Source organism: Jannaschia sp. M317, from assembly GCF_025141175.1.
Taxonomy (GTDB): Bacteria; Pseudomonadota; Alphaproteobacteria; order Rhodobacterales; family Rhodobacteraceae; genus Jannaschia.
In genome coordinates this window covers 362,829-379,798 of the sequence record NZ_CP081155.1, presented here as the reverse complement: position 1 = coordinate 379,798, position 16,970 = coordinate 362,829, and the positions used below count along the sequence as shown (strand labels likewise).

General features: G+C 65.6%; 16 protein-coding genes. 8 read left to right on the top strand and 8 right to left on the bottom strand.

The window, feature by feature from the left end:
- Positions 1-15: 15 nt before the first annotated feature.
- Genes K3551_RS02025 through K3551_RS02010 form a run of 4 tightly spaced genes read left to right on the top strand, consistent with a single transcriptional unit; the run spans position 16 to position 5,759 of the window.
- The gene (locus K3551_RS02025) at positions 16-1,872 is read left to right on the top strand and encodes an ABC transporter ATP-binding protein (protein WP_259917258.1); all 1,857 of its coding nucleotides are present in this window, start codon (positions 16-18) and stop codon (positions 1,870-1,872) included.
- Complete coding sequence (locus K3551_RS02020; RefSeq protein WP_259917257.1) at positions 1,869-3,719, top strand: ABC transporter ATP-binding protein; 1,851 nt, start codon at positions 1,869-1,871, stop codon at positions 3,717-3,719. The genes K3551_RS02025 and K3551_RS02020 overlap by 4 nt, the downstream gene beginning before the upstream one ends.
- 45 nt (positions 3,720-3,764) lie before the next feature.
- Positions 3,765-4,967, top strand: a complete 1,203-nt coding sequence (locus K3551_RS02015) for a class I SAM-dependent RNA methyltransferase (RefSeq protein WP_259917256.1) — start codon at positions 3,765-3,767, stop codon at positions 4,965-4,967.
- 3 nt (positions 4,968-4,970) lie between these two features.
- Entirely contained in the window at positions 4,971-5,759 is a 789-nt protein-coding gene (locus K3551_RS02010) for an ion transporter (RefSeq protein WP_259917253.1), read from the top strand.
- Here the strand turns inward: K3551_RS02010 and K3551_RS02005 are convergent.
- Together K3551_RS02005 and K3551_RS02000 are read right to left on the bottom strand one after the other, a co-directional pair.
- Positions 5,756-6,394: a sugar transferase gene (locus K3551_RS02005; protein ID WP_259917250.1), complete on the bottom strand. Its 639-nt coding sequence runs from the start codon at positions 6,392-6,394 to the stop codon at positions 5,756-5,758. The genes K3551_RS02010 and K3551_RS02005 overlap by 4 nt on opposite strands.
- Positions 6,391-7,194, bottom strand: coding sequence for an NAD(P)-dependent oxidoreductase (locus K3551_RS02000; protein ID WP_259917248.1), 804 nt, complete (start codon positions 7,192-7,194; stop codon positions 6,391-6,393). The genes K3551_RS02005 and K3551_RS02000 overlap by 4 nt, the downstream gene beginning before the upstream one ends.
- Positions 7,195-7,356: 162 nt before the next feature.
- On the opposite strand from K3551_RS02000, the gene K3551_RS01995 reads away from it, so the two are divergent.
- The 3 genes from K3551_RS01995 to K3551_RS01985 all read left to right on the top strand — a co-directional run bounded on the left by K3551_RS01995 (position 7,357) and on the right by K3551_RS01985 (position 10,621).
- The gene (locus tag K3551_RS01995; RefSeq protein ID WP_259917247.1) at positions 7,357-9,510 is read left to right on the top strand and encodes a YjbH domain-containing protein; all 2,154 of its coding nucleotides are present in this window, start codon (positions 7,357-7,359) and stop codon (positions 9,508-9,510) included.
- The gene (locus tag K3551_RS01990; RefSeq protein ID WP_259917246.1) at positions 9,507-10,190 is read left to right on the top strand and encodes a YjbF family lipoprotein; all 684 of its coding nucleotides are present in this window, start codon (positions 9,507-9,509) and stop codon (positions 10,188-10,190) included. The genes K3551_RS01995 and K3551_RS01990 overlap by 4 nt, the downstream gene beginning before the upstream one ends.
- 143 nt (positions 10,191-10,333) lie before the next feature.
- A complete protein-coding gene (locus K3551_RS01985) occupies positions 10,334-10,621 on the top strand; it encodes a hypothetical protein (RefSeq protein WP_259917244.1) in 288 nt (95 codons plus the stop codon).
- Positions 10,622-10,698: 77 nt separating this feature from the next.
- Here K3551_RS01985 and dxs read toward each other — a convergent pair whose 3' ends face one another.
- The 6 genes from dxs to K3551_RS01955 all read right to left on the bottom strand — a co-directional run bounded on the left by dxs (position 10,699) and on the right by K3551_RS01955 (position 15,922).
- Positions 10,699-12,609 (bottom strand): 1-deoxy-D-xylulose-5-phosphate synthase, encoded by a 1,911-nt coding sequence (gene dxs / locus K3551_RS01980; protein ID WP_259917243.1) that lies wholly within the window; start codon positions 12,607-12,609, stop codon positions 10,699-10,701.
- Between the two features lie 4 nt (positions 12,610-12,613).
- On the bottom strand, positions 12,614-13,486 hold the full coding sequence (locus K3551_RS01975) for a polyprenyl synthetase family protein (protein WP_409197396.1): 873 nt from the start codon (positions 13,484-13,486) through the stop codon (positions 12,614-12,616).
- Complete coding sequence (locus tag K3551_RS01970) at positions 13,483-13,722, bottom strand: exodeoxyribonuclease VII small subunit (RefSeq protein ID WP_259917241.1); 240 nt, start codon at positions 13,720-13,722, stop codon at positions 13,483-13,485. The genes K3551_RS01975 and K3551_RS01970 overlap by 4 nt, the downstream gene beginning before the upstream one ends.
- Positions 13,715-14,641, bottom strand: a complete 927-nt coding sequence (locus K3551_RS01965; RefSeq protein ID WP_259917240.1) for a histone deacetylase family protein — start codon at positions 14,639-14,641, stop codon at positions 13,715-13,717. Before K3551_RS01965 ends, K3551_RS01970 begins: the two co-directional genes overlap by 8 nt.
- Positions 14,642-14,708: 67 nt before the next feature.
- Positions 14,709-15,425 carry a response regulator gene (locus K3551_RS01960; RefSeq protein WP_409197395.1) on the bottom strand — a complete coding sequence of 239 codons (717 nt, stop codon included), beginning with the start codon at positions 15,423-15,425 and terminating at the stop codon, positions 14,709-14,711.
- Positions 15,422-15,922: a MarR family winged helix-turn-helix transcriptional regulator gene (locus tag K3551_RS01955; RefSeq protein ID WP_259917237.1), complete on the bottom strand. Its 501-nt coding sequence runs from the start codon at positions 15,920-15,922 to the stop codon at positions 15,422-15,424. The genes K3551_RS01960 and K3551_RS01955 overlap by 4 nt, the downstream gene beginning before the upstream one ends.
- Before the next feature lie 136 nt (positions 15,923-16,058).
- Between K3551_RS01955 and K3551_RS01950 the strand changes: the two genes are divergently transcribed.
- Positions 16,059-16,928 (top strand): branched-chain amino acid aminotransferase, encoded by an 870-nt coding sequence (locus tag K3551_RS01950; RefSeq protein ID WP_259917235.1) that lies wholly within the window; start codon positions 16,059-16,061, stop codon positions 16,926-16,928.
- The last annotated feature ends 42 nt before the right edge of the window (positions 16,929-16,970 follow it).

Here is a 16,970-nt window from a genome sequence, read left to right as displayed (position 1 = left end):
CCCAAAGGCCCCGACATGTTCCGCACCTTCGAAAACCTGGTGGACCCCTATGTGGACCACCCGGAGGATGACACGCCTCCGCCCAAGCTTTGGCCGTTCCTGGCTCTCTATTCCCGCCCTTTCAAGCGGGTCTTTGTCTATGCGGGGGCGATGTCGCTGGTCATCGCGGCAGTCGAGGTCTGGCTGATCTATTACATGGGCCGCCTTGTGGATCTGTTGTCCGAAAACGCGCCCGAGACGTTTCTGGCGGACCACGGGGCAGAGCTGTTGGCCGTCACCCTGTTCATCCTGTTCCTGCGGCCTGCGTTGCAGGCGCTGGACGTGCTGCTGTTGAACAATGCGATCCTGCCGAATTTCGGCACGCTGATGCGGTGGCGCGCGCACAAGCATGTGCTGCGCCAGTCGGTCGGCTGGTTCGAGAACGACTTTGCCGGGCGCATCGCCAACCGCATCATGCAGGCCCCGCCTGCCGCCGGAGAGGCGGTGTTCCAGGTCTTCGACGCGATCACCTTTGCGCTGGCTTATATCATCGGGGCGGCGGTCCTGTTGATGGGTGCCGATGCGCGCCTGCTGATCCCGCTGGCGATCTGGGTGGTGCTTTATGGCGGGTTGGTGCGCTGGACGATCCGCCGGGTGGGGCCCGCGTCCAAGGCGGCCTCGGACGCGCGGTCGATGACCACGGGGCGCGTGGTCGATGCCTATACCAACATCCATTCGGTCAAGCTGTTCGCCCACGAGGGGCGCGAGCTGGCCTATGCCAAGGACGCCATAGAGACGACGCGCCGGACGTTCGCGCAGGAAATGCGGATTTTCACGATCATGGATGTGGCGCTGGTCACGTTGAACGGCTTGCTGATCGTGGGCGTCGTGGGTTGGGGTGTGATGCTGTGGGTGCAGGGCGCGGCGTCGGTCGGCGTGGTCGCGGCGGCGACGGCGCTGGTGTTGCGGCTCAGCGCGATGACAGGCTGGATCATGTGGGCGCTGACGTCGTTCTTCCGCTCGCTTGGCGTGGTGGAGGAAGGGATGGAGACGATTGCCCAGCCGATCCGCCTGACCGATGCACCGGGGGCCGCGCCGCTGTCGCTGTCGCAGGGGGCCATCTCGTTTCACGGCGTGACGCACCATTATGGCGGTACCAAGGGCGGCATTACCGATCTGACCCTGACCGTCGCGCCGGGCGAAAAGGTCGGCGTGATCGGTCGGTCGGGTGCGGGCAAATCGACCTTGGTCAAGCTGCTGTTGCGGTTCTACGACCCCGAAACGGGCCGGATCGAAATCGACGGCCAGGACATCACCCGCGTCACGCAGGCAAGTTTGCGCCACGCCATTGGCATGGTGCAGCAGGATTCGTCCCTGCTGCATCGCTCGGTCGCGGACAACATCCGCTATGGGCGCGCCGATGCCACCCCGGCCCAGGTCGAGGCGGCGGCGCGCAAGGCGCAGGCCCATGACTTCATCCTCGACCTGGAGGACCCGGAGGGGCGCGGCGGGTATGACGCACAGGTGGGCGAACGGGGCGTCAAGCTGTCGGGCGGACAACGGCAGCGCATCGCCCTGGCACGTGTCATCCTGAAGGACGCGCCGGTTCTGGTGCTGGACGAGGCGACATCCGCGCTGGACAGCGAGGTCGAGGCCGCCATTCAGGATACGCTTTACGGCATGATGGAGGGCAAGACCGTGATCGCCATCGCGCACCGCCTGTCCACCATCGCCGCCATGGACCGCATCGTCGTGATCGACGAGGGGCGCATCATCGAAGACGGCCCCCATGAGACGCTGCTGGCGCGCGGTGGGCTTTATGCGGCGTTCTGGGCGCGGCAATCGGGCGGGTTCATCGATACCCGCGACACGGCGGGGGGTGCCGCGGAATGATCCGTTCCCTTGCCGACCGGTTTGCGGGGCTGGTCCCCGCCTTCGCCCAGGCCGAAGGGCCGCCGCCGCGGGATCTGATGGCGTTCTTTCGCTGGTGTCTGTCCGGGGCCTGGCCCTGGCTGATCGCGGCCTTCGGTGTCTCGGCCTTGGCGGGGACGACCGAAATCGCCACTGCCTTTCTGCTGGGGGCGATCATCGACAGCGCGGCGGACCCGTCGAGCGGGTATTTTACCCGTAACCTGTTGCTGTTCTGCGGTTTCCTGGCCTTTTACCTGGCGCTGAGGCCGCTGATCTTCGGCACCTCTGCGGCGTTCAACGGCATCGCGGTGCATCCCAACGTCTATCCGCTGGTGCAGTCGCGCCTGCACCGATGGACCATGGGTCAGTCGGTCACCTTTTTCGACAATGACTTTGCGGGCCGCATCGCCACCAAACAGATGCAGACCGCCCGCGCCGTGACCGAGGTGACGGGCGAGTTCATCAACGTCGTGGCATTCGCCGGGGCCTCGCTGATCGGATCGATCCTGTTGATGGTGGCGATCGACTGGCGCATCGCAGTGGCGCTGACGGTCTGGTTGGTGGGCTATCTGGCGCTGTTCCGCTGGTTCATGCCGCGCATTCGCACCCGGTCCAAGGCGCGCGCGGCGGCGCGGGCGATGGTCACGGGGCAGGTCGTGGACACGATCACCAACATCAAGACGGTCAAGTTGTTCGGTCATGCCGAGCATGAGGATCGCTCGGCCCTGGATGCCATGGCGACCCTGCGCGACCGGGCGCTGGCCTTTGGGCGGATGTCGACGGCCTTTCGGTTCATGTTGATGTTCTGCGCCGGGTTGCTGCCGATCCTGATGATCGGGGGCACGGTCATCCTGTGGCGCGCTGGCGCGGCCAGCGCGGGGGACATCGCGGCGGCGGGCGCGATCTCTTTCCGGCTGAGCCAGATGACGGGCTGGGTGTCGTTCACGCTCATGGCGCTTTATTCGAACGTGGGCGAGGTCGAGGACGGGATGAACACGCTGGCCCGGCTGCACGACCTGACGGACGCAGAAGGGGCCGAGGATCTGACCCGCGTGGCAGGCGAAATCGTCTTTGACGGCGTGACCTTCACCTATGGACGCGAGGGGGGCGGCATCGACGATCTGACCCTGCGCGTGGCACCGGGCGAAAAGCTGGGCGTGGTCGGTGCCTCGGGGGCCGGTAAGTCGACCTTGGTCGCGCTGTTGCTGCGGCTTTATGATCCCGAGGCGGGGCGCGTCACGCTGGACGGGCGCGATCTGCGCGCGGTCACCCAGGACAGCCTGCGCCGCCAGATCGGGATGGTCACGCAGGAAACGGCGATGTTCAACCGATCCGCCCGCGAAAACATCCTGTATGGCAGGCCGGATGCCCATGACGCCGAAATGGTCGACGCCGCCCGCCGGGCCGAGGCGCATACCTTCATCGAAGGGTTGCGCGACCACCGGGGCAACACCGGGTACGATGCCTTTCTCGGTGAACGGGGCGTCAAGTTGTCGGGCGGGCAGCGGCAGCGCATCGCCCTGGCCCGCGCCATCCTGAAGGACGCGCCGGTTCTGGTGCTGGACGAGGCGACGTCCGCGCTCGATTCAGAGGTGGAGGCGGCGATTCAGGCGGCGCTGGACCGCGTGATGGAAGACAAGACCGTCATCGCCATCGCCCACCGTCTGTCGACCATTGCGCGCATGGACCGGATCGTGGTCATGGAGGCCGGACGTATCGTCGAGGAGGGAACCCATGCCGAACTGCTGGCCCGAGAGGGCACCTATGCCCGCTATTGGAACCGTCAGTCCGGGGGCTTCATCGGGGTCGAGGATGTCGCGGCCGAATAAGTCCGGGCACCTGGTGCAGGCGTCCGTCCCACACGGTGCCGTCCCATGCTGATCGAACGTCTTGGCCAACGCGGGGACGGTGTGGCCCGTGGCCCTGTCTTCGTGCCCCGCACCCTGCCCGGAGAAGAGGTCTCGGGCGAGGTGGTCGGTGACCGTCTGCCCGACCCCAGGATCGTCACGCCCAGTCCCGACCGCGTGACCGCGCCCTGCGCGCATTTCAAACGCTGTGGTGGCTGTGCGGTGCAGCATGCCTCGGACGCGTTCGTGGCCGATTGGAAGACGGAGATGGTGCGCACCGCCCTGTCCCGCGCTGGTCTGGCGGCAGAGATCGCGGGGATCGAAACGTCCCCCCCCAACACCCGGCGCCGTGCCGCACTGTCCGGGCGCAAGACCAAGAAGGGCGCGCAGGTCGGGTTTCACGTCCGCGCCTCCGACGAGATCGTGTCGATCCCTGATTGCCGCGTCCTGCATCCGGATCTGATCGCCGCGCTGCCGGTGCTGGAACAGGTTACCCGCCTGGCCGCCACGCGGGCGGCGCCGGTGACGCTGCACGTGACCCAGGGCCCCACCGGCATCGACCTGGCAATCGAGGGCGCGCGTGATTTCGACCGGGACGCAATGCTGGCGCTGGCCCCCTTTGGGACGGCCTTTGCGCGGATCACCTGGAACGGAGAGCCCGCCTTGCAACAAACCCCGCCCGCGCAGGTGATGGGCCGCGCCCGCGTGGTGCCGCCGCCGGGGGCGTTCCTGCAGGCAACGCCCGAGGGGGCCGCGGCGCTGGTGGCGCAGGTCCGCGCGGCGCTGGGCGGCGCGGCGCAGGTCGTCGATCTGTTCGCCGGATGCGGCACCTTCACCTTTCCGGCGGCCGAGACGGCCGCCGTCCACGCGGTCGAAGGCGATCGCACCCTGACCGACGCACTGGGGGCGGGCGTGCGGGGGGGCACAGGATTGAAGGCGATCACCGCCGAGGTCCGCGATCTGTTTCGCAACCCTCTGTTGCCGCAGGAGTTGTCGCGCTTCGACGCCGCGATCATCGACCCGCCAAGGGCCGGGGCCGAAGCGCAGGTGGCGGAACTGGCGGGTGCCGATCTGGGCACCATCGCCCACGTCAGCTGTAACCCGGTCACCTTTGCGCGCGATGCCGCCACCTTGACGGCGGCGGGGTGGCGCATGGGGCCGGTCATGGTGGTGGACCAATTCCGCTGGTCCCCCCATATCGAGCTCGTCGCCGCCTTTCACAGGACCTGACCCATGACCCGCGCCGCGCTTGCCGCCTTTCTCGACCGCCCGATCATCCGCAATGTCATCATCGCGGTGATCCTGCTCAACGCCGTCATCCTGGGGTTGGAGACGGTGCCGCCCGTGATGGCCCGGTTCGGCCCGCTGCTGACGGCGCTCGACACGGCCTGTCTGGCGATTTTCGTGGCCGAGCTTCTGGCCAAGATGATCGCCCATGGACGGCGGTTCTGGGTGCAGCCCTGGAACCTGTTCGATTTCGTCATCGTGGGTGTCGCCCTGGTCCCCGGCAGTGGTCCGTTCAGCGTGCTGCGCGCCCTGCGGATCCTGCGGGTGCTGCGTATCGTGTCGGCGTTTCCGCGCCTGCGCCGGGTGGTCGAGGGGTTCATCACCGCGCTGCCGGGCATGGGCAGCGTGTTCTTGTTGATGGGCATCATCTTCTACATTGCCGCCGTGATCGCCACGACGCTGTTCGGTGCGGCCTTTCCGGACTGGTTCGGGAACCTGGCACGGTCGGGCTACAGCCTGTTCCAGATCATGACGCTTGAAAGCTGGTCGATGGGAATCGTGCGCCCGGTGATGGAGGTCTATCCCTACGCCTGGGTATTCTTCGTCCCCTTCATCATGGTCACGACCTTCGCGGTCGTGAACCTGCTGGTCGGTCTGATCGTGAACTCCATGCAGGACGCCCACGCGGAGGAAGAGACCGCCGCGACCGACGCCTACCGCGATCAAGTGCTGGAACGGCTGATCGCCATCGAGGCACGGCTGGCCGCGCAGGAGGCCGCCCGCAAGAAGCCCTAGACGAAGCGCCCCTTGCGCATCGGGCGGATGCGGCGCGGAAAGAACTTGGCCGTGGTCCAGGAGATCAGCTTCACGTCCATCCAGAAGCTTCGGTTTCTCTGATACAAAAGGTCCAGCGCCGCCTTTCGGGGGATGCAGACGCGGATATAGGCGGCCTCGGTTGCCTCGGGCGTCGGACAGGCCTCGAGGATGCGTTCCTCGTGAGGGGCGTAGATCAGACTGGCAAGGCCGGTGACGCCGGGGCGCGTTTTCAACACCTTGCCATAGAGATCGGGGAACATCTCCACGTAGCGGCGCAGCGGCGGGCGGGGGCCGACGAAGCTGACATCCCCGATCAGGATGTTCCACAGTTGCGGCAGCTCGTCGAGGCGACGCTTGCGCAGGGCGCGGCCCAGGGGCGTGATCCGCTGTGCCTTGTCACCGCCGGTGACGCCGGTGTCGTTGGGGTCATCCGCCATCGTGCGGAATTTCCACAAGGTAAAGGCCTCGGTTGGGGTCTTCATCCGTTCGGACCCGTAAAAGATGGGCCCGCCCTGACGCCATGCCTTCCACAGGACGACGGCAAAGACCGGCGACAGAAAGGCCATGAGGTAGATCGAAAAGAGGATGTCGAACAGACGCTTGCCGACGGTCATGCGCGGGCCTCCTGCCATTGGGCGACCATTGCGGTCGGGTCGGTGTCGGTCGGTCCCATCGCGACCAGCCGGGCCAGTGGCGCGCAGTCGAGCGCGACCTGGGCGATGGCCTCGGGCGGGGCAGGGACGGGATCAAAGGCGCGCCCGGCGGCGCGCAGCAGGTCCTCCATTTCCACCATGTCCGGCGTTCCGATGTTGAGGATCGGCGGCAGCGGCGCAGGCAGCGCGGCAAGGGTGGCGAGCACGCGCGCCAAGGTGCGCGGCCCGATATAGCTGCGCCGTGGGGACCGACCGTCAGGCCAGATGTGCAAGGTCGGATCGCGGTCCGCCTGCAGGTTGCCCAGCAGGGCGTCTGCCCCGGCGACATTGCCCAGCCGCAGGCAGATCGCCTCTGGCCCGTCCGGTGTGTCGTCGCGCCAACGGGTGACGGCCGTCTCCATCTCGGATTTGGCCTGCCCGTAGGGGGCGGCGGGGGTCGGGGCGTCTTCGGCGCGCAGGGGGCCTGGGCGGCGCCCATAGACCGCCGACGACGACAGCAGAAAGACGCGCGGCACGCCCAGTTGTCTGGCCGCAGCCAGCGCGTCAAGCGCGGTGGTCGTGTTGGCCGCCAGGGCCGCTGCATCGCCTCGGGTGACGCCCGCCAGGGCCACGAGGGCATCCGCTCCGCGCATCGCGTCCGGATTGGTGTTGCGTGTCAGCCAGATTGCGTCAGGCAGGAACGGTCGGATCAGGCGCGCGACGCGGCCCGTGGCCCCGGTCAGGGCCAGGCGTGAGGGGGGCGGGGTCAGGTCGGCGGGCATCGGCGGGTTCCGGCTTATGGGTGCGGGCCGGGGTGCCGTGCCGGCGTTGCAAAATCAAGACACAGATGCGGCCATGGCGGAAACCAGCCCGGCCAGTGCTTTCCTTGTCGCGCCGGGCGCGGGATAAGAACGCAGCAAGTCGACCGTGCAAGAGGGGCGAGCATGACGCGACAGATCAAGACGATAGCCATGGCCGGATTGTTGGCAAGCGTGATGGCCGTGCCCGCTACGCCTCAGGAATCGCGCGTGCGGTCGATCAACAGCTATGGCGTGCCCGGGCTGATCGACATGCCCTCGGCGCAGATGCACCCGGATGCAGAGCTGAGCACCAGCCTGTTCCTGATGAGCAACGGTGTCGGGCGGACGACGCTGTCTTTCCAGCTGACGGACCGCCTGCAAGGGGTCTTCCGCTACGCCAGCGTCCCGGATTTCCTGCAGGTCGGGACGACGTTCCGCCGGACCTACGACCGCAGCTTTGATCTTCGGTATCAGCTGTTCCGCGAGGGGCGGTACATGCCCGCGGTGACCGTCGGGTTGCAGGATTTCGGCGGCACCAGTCTCTATTCCGGGGAATACGTGGTCGCGACCAAGGATGTGGGCGAACGGTTTACTGTGACCGGTGGGATCGGCTGGGGTCGGTTCGGAACGAACGGCTCGTTCTCCAACCCGCTGGGCAAGATCGATGAGCGGTTCAACACCCGCGGGGCCTTCGTGCCCGGTGCCAGCGGTGGCTCCTTTTCGACCGATCAATGGTTCCGTGGGCCTGCGGCCCTGTTCGCCGGGGTTGAATACCGGCCGAGTGATCGCTGGACCCTGAAGGCGGAATATTCCTCGGACGCCTACGACGAGGAAGTTACGCGCGGTATTTTCGACAACAAGTCGCCGCTGAATTTCGGCGTCGAGTATCAGGCGCGGCCCGGCCTGCGGATCGGTGCCTACACCGTCGGCGGCAGCGAGATCGGCCTGAACCTGCACTTCACCCTCAACCCCAAGCGTCCGCCCAACGGTGGCGGCGTCGAGGAAGCGGCGCGCCCGGTGACCCTGCGCCCGCCAGAGGAGCGGTTCCCCGATGCCTGGACGACCGCCTGGGAAGGCAATGCGCGGGTCGAGACGGTGGTTGCCACGAACCTGCAAGCCGTCCTGGCCGAAGCAGGGCTGGAGCTGATTTCCTACAACCTGAGTGCTGACCGCGCGACCGTCCGGTTCCGCAATACCCGCTATGATGTCGCCTCGCAGGCAATCGGACGCGCAGCGCGGGCGATGACGGCGGTGATCCCCGCCTCGGTCGAAACCTTCGTCATCATCCCCGAGACGGAAAACAGCCTGGCCGCCACCGGTGTCGTTCTGCGCCGCAGCGACGTCGAAGCCCTGGAGAATGCGCCCAACGGGGCTGCCGAGCTTCTGGCCGTTGCGGGACTGGTCGATGCGCAATCGGTCCCAAGCGAGGGCCGCGTCTACGTTGAAGACGCCTACCCCCGGTTCCGCTGGAACATCGGCCCGTTCCTGAACCTGGCCGTGTTCGACGCCGAAAACCCGTTGCGCGCAGATGTGGGCATCGCCGCCTCTGCCGATTGGGAGCCGGTGCGCGGGCTGAAGTTTACCGGGACCGTGCAGCAGAACATCCTGGGCAATCGCGAAGACGGCGACGATCCGATCTTCAGCGCGCTGCCACGGGTCCGCACCGACAGCATCCGGTTTGCACGCGCCGATGGGCCCACGATCGAGCAGTTGATGGGGGGCTATTATTTCCGCCCTGCCCGCAATCTTTATGGCCGTGTGTCCGCGGGGCTGCTGGAACGGCAGTATGGGGGCGTCTCGGCGGAACTGTTGTGGAAACCGGTGTCGAGCAATCTTGCGCTCGGGCTGGAGGTCAACAAGGTTCGGCAGCGTGAGTTTGACGGCGGCTTTGGCTTTCGCAATCTGGAGGCCACGACAGCCTTTGCGTCCGCATACTGGAGCCATGGGAATGGATTCCACAGCCAGGTCGACGTTGGCCAGTATCTTGCAGGCGACCGGGGGGCGACCTACCGCCTAACGCGGGAATTCGACAACGGCTGGAAGATCGGGGCCTATGCCACCAAAACCAATGTCAGCGCCGCCGACTTTGGCGAAGGCAGTTTCGACAAGGGCCTTACGCTGACGATTCCCTTCTCTTGGGTGACCGGCCGACCCAGCCAGCAGCGGTCCGCGATCACGTTGCAACCGCTCCAGCGTGACGGCGGGGCCCGGCTGCGGCTGAGCGACCGGCTTTATCCGCAGGTCCAGGATCTGACCGGGCCGAATCTGACCGATCAATGGGGACGGGTCTGGCGATGAGAACCTTCAAGCAACTTTGCGCCGCGTCCGCGCTTGTCCTTTTGGCCGCCTGTTCCGGCGGCACCCATGTCAGCGAGACCGAGGACAAGGGCGGTTTTGATATCCTGGCCGACCAGGTGCGCGGGCGTATCGCGTCGCGCGGGGAACCGGCCCCGGATGCGCGGGATGTCCTGAACGCCGGACGGATCGCACGATCTCGCACGCCGCTTTTGCTGGCAGTCATCCAGAAGAGCGACACGGCTTTGACGCTTGTGCCTCTCAATACCAACCTGGGCGTCACACAATGGCGGGATGCCAGCGGCGGCGGATTGCTGCGCCGCAACGGTCTTGTCGTGGGGACGCGGGGCCTGGGGCATGATCTGATGACATCGGAAATTGATTCGCTTTTACAGGCGCTCAGCCGGGGCGGTGGACCGTCGGTGCGGGTGAATCGCTATCTTGATGGCGAAAACGGAATCGAGGCTGTGCAATACCTCTGCGAGGTCGCGCGGGTGGGGTCACAGAACCTGCAGTTCTACGGAACAACCTATGCAACCACGATCTATGCAGAGCAGTGCGCAGGCGATGACGAGACAGCCTTCACGAACCGCTACTGGATTGATTCGTCGGGCAGGATTCGTCGTTCTGAGGAGTTCGTGAGCCCCGTTGCCGGTGCAATTGAGATCAACGTGCTCAAGTGATAGAATTGGGTGCTGCGGCGCGGCAACACCTTCGGCGTATTGTCGCCGGTCGCGCGTCCAGATGCCGCAATTGCAATATCGCTCGCTTGATCGCTCTTTGACCCTGTCATATGCGTAACGCGTGCACACTGATGGAGACTACTATGACTAAGATTTTTGCCCTTGCGGCTGCTGCGCTCGTCGCAGTTGCTCCGCTGGCCGCCACCGCCCAATCGACCCTGGTTCTGGAAAGCACCAAGTCGACTGGCAACCTGAACGCCGGTGCCGGCGACGCCGTCGTCGTTGAAGACGATGATGTCATCCTGGTTGGCCCGGGCCTGAGCACTGCCGGCGCTGTTGCGCTGGGTGTTGGTGCCCTGCTGGTTGTTGGTGCCCTGCTGTCCGACGACGACTCGTCGGTTCCGGCCGCAGCCGCCGCCGCCGGCGACTGATCGCCAATCGATCTAAAGAAAGCAGCGGGTTCAATTACGGGCCCGCTGCTTTTTTGTGTCTGGATCCCAGTTTTGGATCAGGCCCGCTTGCCCAAGATCTCCACGCCCAGAACCGACAGCACCTTGGCTTCGATATCCTCGGCGTTCAACCCGGCGCGGGTGTACATGTCGCGCGGCCCTGCCTGTTCGATGAAATCGTCCGGCAGAACCATCGAGCGGAACCGAAGTCCGCTGTCAAAGACCCCTTCGTCCGACAACAACTGCGCCACATGGCTGCCAAAGCCGCCGACGGCCCCTTCTTCGATGGTGATCAACGCGTCGTGACGCGCGGCGAGGTCCAGGATCATGTCCCGGTCGAGGGGCTTTGAGAACCGGGCGTCGGCAACCGTCGGCGTGATACCCCGCGCCAGGAGCTTTTCGCGCGCCTGCTCGATTTCGACCATGCGGGCACCGAAGGACAGGATCGCGACCTGGTCGCCCTCGTGGACGATACGGCCCTTTCCGATTTCCAGCGGCGTGCCGCGTTCCGGCATTTCGCATCCGACGCCTTCGCCGCGCGGAAACCGGAAGGCAATGGGCCCGCTGTCATGTGCGGCGGCCGTGGCCACCATGTGCCGCAGCTCCGCCTCGTCGGAGGCAGCCATCACGACCATGTTCGGCAGGTTCGACAAATAGGCCACGTCGAAGGATCCGGCATGGGTGGCGCCATCGGCCCCGACCAGCCCAGCGCGGTCGATCGCAAAACGCACCGGCAGGTTCTGAAGCGCGACGTCGTGCACCACCTGATCGTAGCCGCGTTGCAGGAACGTCGAATAGATCGCCGCGAATGGCCGCATTCCCGACGCGGCGAGCCCGGCGCAAAAGGTCACGCCATGCTGTTCCGCGATCCCCACATCGAAGCAGCGGGCGGGAAACCGTTCTGCAAACAGGTTCAGGCCGGTGCCGTCGGGCATGGCCGCGGTGATGGCGACGATGCGGTCATCCTCGGCGGCCTCCTGCATCAGGCTTTCGGCAAAGACGCGGGTATAGCTGGGCGCGTTGGAGGGAGCCTTTTTCTGCTCTCCCGTCGCGACGTCGAACTTGGCGGTGGCATGACCACGGTCGGGGCGATGCTCGGCAAAGCCCTTGCCCTTCTGCGTGATCGCATGGATCAGGATCGGCCCGGTGGCGCGGACCTTTACCGTGCGCAGGATTTGCAGCAGGCTTTCCATGTCATGCCCGTCGATAGGACCGACATAGCTGAACCCCAGCTCTTCGAAGAGAGTCCCGCCCACGGCCATGCCCTTGAGCATTTCCTTGGCCCGGCGCGCGCCTTCCTGGAAAGGCGGCGGCAGAAAGCCGACGGCCCCCTTGGCGGCGGCCTTGAATTCCTGAAACGGGGCCCCGGCATACAGACGGCTGAGGTAGGACGACATCGCGCCGACGGGCGGGGCGATCGACATCTCGTTGTCGTTGAGGATCACGATCAGCCGCTTTTTCAGGTGGCCCGCGTGGTTCATCGCCTCATAGGCCATGCCCCCGGACAACGCGCCGTCGCCGATCACCGCGATGGCGTCGCCCACGTCTTCGGCCCCCAGCTCTCGCCCCATGGCAAACCCCAGAGCAGCAGAGATCGAGGTCGAACTATGGGCCGCGCCAAAGGGGTCATACGCGCTCTCGGTACGCTTGGTGAAACCGGACAATCCGTCCTTTTGGCGGATCGTCTTCATCCGGTCACGACGACCGGTCAGGATCTTGTGCGGATAGCACTGGTGCGAGACGTCCCAGATCAGCTTGTCGCGCGGCGTGTTGAACACCGCGTGCAGCGCGACCGTCAGCTCGACCACACCCAGGCCTGCGCCCAGATGGCCGCCGGTCTGGCTGACAGCCCAGATCGTTTCGGCCCGCAACTCATCGGCCAGGCGGGTCAGGTCGCGGTCGGACAGCCCCCGGATGTCGGCGGGGCCTGCGACCTTGTCGAGGAGGGGCGTTGATGGGCCGTCAGTCATGTCGTCACCTGTCGCGAGTCACCACATAGCGGGCGACATCCATGAGGTTAGCGCCCTTTGGGCTGTAAGGCAAAAGTGACACTTCGGCCTGTTCGATCAAGTTGCGGGCGCGACTGCGTGCGGGTTCGATCCCCAGCAGCGACACAAAGGTCGCCTTGCCCGCCTGCGCGTCCTTGCGCAGGGCCTTGCCGGCCTTTTCTGCGTCGCCTTCGACGTCCAGCAAATCGTCGGCGATCTGGAACGCGAGGCCGACATGCGCGGCATAGTCCAGTAGGGGCGCGGGATTGGCCCCGCCCAGCAGGGCCCCGGCACGACAGGGCCATTCCAGCAGCCGCCCCGTCTTGAGCTGTTGCAGGTCCGATACCTGGTCCAGGGTCAGCGGAACCTTGGCCGTTTCAGCGGCGATATCCAGCGCCTGACCCCGCACCATGCCCGCCGCACCCGCCGCCTGTGCCAACGTCAGCACCAGGTCCGCGCGGACCGTGGCATCGTCGTGGGTGGCAGGATCGGCCAGAACCTCAAAGGCAAAGGTCAGCAGCGCATCACCGGCCAGAACAGCCGTTGCCTCATCCCATTTGCGGTGCACCGTGGGTTGGCCACGGCGCAGGTCGTCGTCGTCCATGCAAGGCAGATCGTCGTGGATCAGGGAATAGGCGTGGACCGCCTCGATCGCCGCAGCCACCCGCAACGCCCGGTCACGGGGCACGTCGAACAGGGCCGCGGATTCCAGCGCCAGATAGGCGCGCAACCGTTTGCCGCCCTGGGTCGCATAGCGCATCGCCCGGGCCACCGGATCATCGCCGAAGGGCGCCAAAAGCCCATCGAGCGTGGTTTGAACGTCGTCCTGCGCCCTGCGCAGATCTGCCGCGAAACTCACATGCCCTCGGCGGTCTTGGTTCCCGTGGGCTGACCGTTGGCATCCAGGGTGATCTGTTTCACCTTGGCATCGGCTTCGTTCAGCTTGGCTTCGCAATGGGCCTTCAGCGCGGCACCGCGTTCATAGAGCTTGATGGATTCGTCCAGGGGCACATCGCCGGAATCGAGGCGGGTCACGACCTGCTCCAGCTCCGTGATGGCCTGTTCGAAACTCATGGTTGTGACATCGTCACTCATCGCCCCGCCTCCTCAGCACGTCCACATGCGCGGCGACCGCGTTCGCCAGCGCCGACAGGTCATAGCCGCCTTCCAGACAGGAAACCACCCGTCCGCCGCAGTGATCCCGCGCCACATCGCAAAGCCGCTCCGTCGCCCAGATGAAATCCTCGGTGGTCCAGTTCAACTGCGCCAGGGGGTCGTCCGCGTGGGCGTCGAACCCGGCCGAGATCAGCAGCAGGTCCGGCGCAAAGGCATCGAGCGCCGGCAGCACGTCCTGCTCCATCGCCTTTCGAAAGGCACGGCCGTCAGAATTCGGCGGCAAGGGCAGGTTGGTGATCGTGCCATGGGCCCCGGTGTCCGAGGGGGCCCCGCTGCCGGGCCAGAGCGGCATCTGGTGCGTGGAAAAGAACCGCGCACGCGGCTCGTCCCACAACAGGTCCTGCGTGCCATTGCCATGGTGGACGTCGAAATCGACGACGGCCACGCGCGCCAGTCCACGCGCGTCCAACGCATGTTTCGCCGCGATGGCCACGTTGCCCAAGGTGCAGAACCCCATCGGCGTGGAGGTTTCCGCGTGATGGCCGGGCGGGCGCATGGCGCAAAAGGCGTTCCGCGTCGTCCCGTCCAGCACCGCATCCACCGCCTGCACGGCTGCCCCCGCGGCCAGCCGCGCGGCGCGCCAGGTGCCGGGCGACAGAAAGGTGTCGGCATCCAACTGGGCCCAGCCCTCGGTCGGCACCGCCGCCGCGATCCGGTCCAGGTAGTCCTGCGGATGGCACCGCAGCAAAGCGGCGTCCCCGGCCTCGACCGCGTCCGCGCGGTCCAGGTCCATGTCTGCCAGCGCGTCCAGGATTACGCGCAGCCGGGCCACCTGTTCGGAGTGGCCGGGCGGGTTTACATGATCAAGCGCGTCGGGATGTGTGATCAGCAGGGTCACGCGGCCCTCCTCGTTTCTTCTCGGCAAAAATACTCCGGGGGTCCGGGGGCTGGCCCCCGGTCCGCCCTCAATCCGGGGCCAGCATGTAGCCTTCGCCCCGCACCGTCTGCAGGTACCGCGGCTGCTTGGGGTCTTCTTCCAGCTTGCGCCGCAGGCGCGTGATCTGGACGTCCACCGCCCGTTCGTTCGTCTGCCCGCCATCGCGGCCCAGCTTTTCGACAAGGGTGGTGCGGCTGACGGGTTCGTGCGGGGTGGCCGCAAAAATGCGCATCAACGTGGTTTCCGTTGCCGTCAGGCGGATCGTTTCTTGCCCTTGCCACATCTCGCCGCGTTCCAGGTCGTAGCGGATCGGCCCCAGTTGCAGGACCTTCGGGATGGCCCCGCCGCTGGCAGGCGCGCGCCGCAGGATCGCCTTGAGCCGCAGCAACAGCTCTTTCGGCTCGAAGGGTTTCGACAGGTAGTCATCTGCCCCCGCCTCCAACCCGGAAATCCGGTCCGAGGTTTCCCCCTTGGCGGTCAGCATCAGGATTGGCATGTCCCGCGACTCGCGGATTTCGGCACACAGGACAAAGCCGTTGTCACCGGGCATCATCACATCAAGGACCGCGATGTCGAAATCCAGCCCGGCCAGCAGCCGCCGCGCATGGGTCGCGTCGCGGGCCGCGGTGGTCAGATAGCCGTTGCGAACCAGGAATTTCTGCAAAAGCGTGCGGATGCGTTCATCGTCGTCCACCAACAGGACATGGGCCTGATGGTTGGGGATGGCCCCTGCCTCTACACTCATCTTTCGCCTTCCCTCGTGGCCGCGAACAGACGGCGCAGCTCGGGATCCATCATATGCTCAAGAACCTGTCGAAATCCAGCGACCGCCTCGGGGCCTGCTTCGCGAAAGGCGGCGCGCATGCGGGCGCGCTGCGCGGTCGACAGCTCTGCTTCCAGGATCGCCCCCGACTCGGTCAGGTAGAGGTTGCGTTCACGCCGGTCACGCGCGCCCACGCGGCTGTCGACCAGACCATCCTCGACCAGGGTGCGCAGGACCCGGTTGAGGGATTGTTTGGTCACGCCCAGGATCGCCAGCAGGTTGTTGACCGTGGTGCCCGGCGTTCGCTGAATGAAGTGGATGGCGCGATGGTGCGCGCGGCCATAGTTCATACCCGCAAGAATGCGGTCCGGATCGGCGGTAAAGCCCCGGTAGGCAAAGAACATCGCCTCGATCGCGCGCCGAAGCTGCTCATCCGTCAGGAAAAGCAGGGTGTCGCTGTCGCTGCGGTCCTCGGCCATGGTGTCCCTCCGTCTGGCATGAAAGTAAGTCAGCCTTGTTGACATTCCAAGGCCGTATTGTTAGCGAATCCGAAGTTTCACGCAAGATAATGTCCGAAACGGTCGCCCTTGCGAAATCAATGGGATGGAGGTCGCAATGGCTGGATCATATGCGGAACTGGACGGCAAAATCTGGATGGATGGCAATCTGGTCGACTGGAAGGATGCGAACGTGCATCTGCTGACCCATGCCATGCACTATGCCTCCGCCGTGTTCGAGGGGGAGCGGGCCTACAACTGCAAGATTTTCGAATCTGTCAAGCATTCGGAACGTCTGCTGGCCTCTGGCCGGGCATTGGATATGGAAATCCCCTGGACGATCGAGGAAATCGAAGCCGCCAAGTATGAGACCATGCAGGCCAATGGCCTGACCGATGCCTATGTGCGCGTTCTGGCCTGGCGTGGTGCCGGCGAAGACATGGGCGTCAGCAGCAAGCGGAACCCGGTCCGCATGGCCGTGGCCGTCTGGCCCTGGGGCAATTATTATGGCGACGCCAAGTTCAAGGGCGCCAAGCTGGACATCGCCAAGTGGAAGCGTCCCTCGCCCGAGACGGCACCCTACACCGCCAAGGCCGCCGGTCTTTACATGATCTGCACCATGTCCAAGCACGCCGCCGAGGCCAAGGGATGTTCCGACGCGATGATGTTCGACTATCGCGGCTACGTGGCCGAGGCGACGGGCGCCAACATGTTCTTCGTCAAGGATGGCGAGGTGCACACGCCCACGCCCGATTGCTTCCTGAACGGGATCACCCGGCAGACCGTTCTCAAGATGCTGTCCGACCGGCAGATCAAGGTACACGAGCGCCACATCATGCCCGAAGAGCTGGAAGGCTTCGAGCAGTGCTGGCTGACCGGGACCGCCGCCGAGGTCACGCCTGTGGGGCAGATCGGGGACTATAATTTCGAGGTGGGTGCGATCACGCGGGACATCGCGGAAAGCTATGAGAAGCTGGTCCGTCTCTGACATCCAGCCCCGCGACCGGATAAAAGGCCCCGTTCAGATTGA

Bases quoted from the DNA above. Each gene is read 5' to 3' on its own strand.
- K3551_RS02025 (WP_259917258.1), top strand. From the start codon at position 16: ATGTTCCGCACCTTCGAAAACCTGGTGGACCCCTATGTGGACCACCCG.
- K3551_RS02020 (WP_259917257.1), top strand. From the start codon at position 1,869: ATGATCCGTTCCCTTGCCGACCGGTTTGCGGGGCTGGTCCCCGCCTTC.
- K3551_RS02015 (WP_259917256.1), top strand. From the start codon at position 3,765: ATGCTGATCGAACGTCTTGGCCAACGCGGGGACGGTGTGGCCCGTGGC.
- K3551_RS02010 (WP_259917253.1), top strand. From the start codon at position 4,971: ATGACCCGCGCCGCGCTTGCCGCCTTTCTCGACCGCCCGATCATCCGC.
- K3551_RS02005 (WP_259917250.1), bottom strand. From the start codon at position 6,394: ATGACCGTCGGCAAGCGTCTGTTCGACATCCTCTTTTCGATCTACCTC.
- K3551_RS02000 (WP_259917248.1), bottom strand. From the start codon at position 7,194: ATGCCCGCCGACCTGACCCCGCCCCCCTCACGCCTGGCCCTGACCGGG.
- K3551_RS01995 (WP_259917247.1), top strand. From the start codon at position 7,357: ATGACGCGACAGATCAAGACGATAGCCATGGCCGGATTGTTGGCAAGC.
- K3551_RS01990 (WP_259917246.1), top strand. From the start codon at position 9,507: ATGAGAACCTTCAAGCAACTTTGCGCCGCGTCCGCGCTTGTCCTTTTG.
- K3551_RS01985 (WP_259917244.1), top strand. From the start codon at position 10,334: ATGACTAAGATTTTTGCCCTTGCGGCTGCTGCGCTCGTCGCAGTTGCT.
- dxs (WP_259917243.1), bottom strand. From the start codon at position 12,609: ATGACTGACGGCCCATCAACGCCCCTCCTCGACAAGGTCGCAGGCCCC.
- K3551_RS01970 (WP_259917241.1), bottom strand. From the start codon at position 13,722: ATGAGTGACGATGTCACAACCATGAGTTTCGAACAGGCCATCACGGAG.
- K3551_RS01960 (WP_409197395.1), bottom strand. From the start codon at position 15,425: ATGAGTGTAGAGGCAGGGGCCATCCCCAACCATCAGGCCCATGTCCTG.
- K3551_RS01955 (WP_259917237.1), bottom strand. From the start codon at position 15,922: ATGGCCGAGGACCGCAGCGACAGCGACACCCTGCTTTTCCTGACGGAT.
- K3551_RS01950 (WP_259917235.1), top strand. From the start codon at position 16,059: ATGGCTGGATCATATGCGGAACTGGACGGCAAAATCTGGATGGATGGC.